Origin of the sequence: Burkholderia sp. lig30 (assembly GCF_000687455.2) — a bacterium.
Lineage (GTDB): Bacteria > Pseudomonadota > Gammaproteobacteria > Burkholderiales > Burkholderiaceae > Burkholderia.
This window is the reverse complement of the sequence record NZ_JGVW01000119.1, coordinates 1-1,626: the sequence shown is the minus strand read 5'-3', so window position 1 is coordinate 1,626 and position 1,626 is coordinate 1. Positions and strand designations below refer to the sequence as shown.

Here is a 1,626-nt window from a genome sequence, read left to right as displayed (position 1 = left end):
GGTTCGATGAACCGCTCCAGACGTTGGGCGTGACCCACAAGCTTGCGGTCGATGCCCATCATCCGCCCGGCACGATCCGGAAGATCTGGATCAACGTGATCGGCTTCTCGCGCGGCGCTGCGGGCGCCCGCGCGTTCGTGCACAAGCTGGTGAACCACTGGGCGCCGGGCGGCAATCTCGTCCAGTTCGGTGGCCAGTATGCGCTGCCATACCAGGTGAACTTCATGGGGCTGTTCGATACGGTCGCTTCCGTTGGGCCGCCCGATTTTACCCGCGCGACCGTTGACATCGGTTCGTTCGACGAGCACTTCGCCTTTGCCAGCGACGGCGCGATGCGCATTCCCGAGTCGGTTCGCTACTGCGTTCACGCGTTCTCGATCCACGAGCAGCGCATGAGCTTTCCGGTCGATTCGATCCGCGAGGAGGGCGGTGGCTATCCCGCGGGCATCCGCCATGAAATCGCCTATCCCGGCGTGCATTCGGATGTCGGCGGCGGCTATGCGCCGAACGAACAGGGCAAGGGACGCGATCCCGACCAGGGCGATGGCAGCAAGCTCAGCCAGATTGCGTTGCACGACATGTACCTTCACGCGCTCAAATACGGTGTGCCGATGATGAAGGGCGACGAGATTCTGGACAGGGCGGATTTCAAGACGGAGTACATCGCCCAAGACGTGATCGACGAAGGATGGAGCCGGCTGTACAGAAAGGGAGGCATGCAGTGACGGATCAATCGCGAGTGGCGGTGACCGGTGTGCTGTCGGCGTTCTGTCTGTCGCTGGCAGCATGCGCAGGCGGACAGCCGAATGCAACGGTGCCGGTGCACGTGCCTCACCCGGTAAAGCTCGGAGGGGGCATGGATGTAGATGCATTGAACTACACCCCTTGGTACATCCACAAGTTCGCGATGACCGGTCCGTCGGGAAGCGGTATTGGTGGTGGGGGGGCGAACGTGATGCCGATCAAGACGAATGGCCGGCCATCCGAGAGCGGTGGGATGTGTTGCATACGCTATCCCTTTGAATGGCAACCGGAGCTGAAGCTGACGGTGCGGTGGCTGGTTGAAAAAAGAGGCCCGACGGAAAGAAATGGGGCTACTGGTACAAGGCGGAGAACGTGCGGATTGCGCCATACAACGGCGCCAATGCGAACGAGGCGTGGGGCATCTTCCTGCCCGGCGATCGGGTTCGCGTGATGATTACCGACGGCAATCGAGAGGGCGGCAACAATCCGAACAACCGCCCGGCGGATGACGATCCGTACATCGCGCAGGGCGTGCTCGACGAAGAGTGGAACCGGCGCTATCCACCGGCTCACGACTGACAAGGGAGGAAGACAGTGACGATTCGATGGCCAGAAGCGATGCCGGAGGGCGGCCGGCTGCCGCTATCGCAAAGCGAAGACGCATTCAAGCTGGGCGCGCTGCGGATGCATGACGAAACCCGGTCGTGCCGGCAGACGTTGCAGATCAGCCTGTTCTTTGACGGCACGAACAACAACGACGCGTCGGATAATCCCCTGCGTGACTCGAACAAGCGGACCCATACCAATGTCGCGCGGCTCTTCAATGTCGCAATCCATGATCCCGACAATGGCATTTCCAGGTTCTACATCCCGGGCGTCGGC

Annotated in this window: 3 pseudogenes; all 3 read left to right on the top strand. The window is 61.5% G+C overall.

Annotated elements, in window-relative coordinates:
- Window positions 1-662: pseudogene (locus LIG30_RS22520) on the top strand (T6SS phospholipase effector Tle1-like catalytic domain-containing protein); the annotation flags it as partial.
- A 26-nt stretch (window positions 663-688) separates the two neighbouring features.
- Window positions 689-1,323 (top strand): annotated as a pseudogene (locus tag LIG30_RS27570) (DUF3304 domain-containing protein).
- 15 nt (window positions 1,324-1,338) lie between these two features.
- Window positions 1,339-1,626, top strand: a pseudogene (locus LIG30_RS22510) (DUF2235 domain-containing protein); the annotation flags it as partial.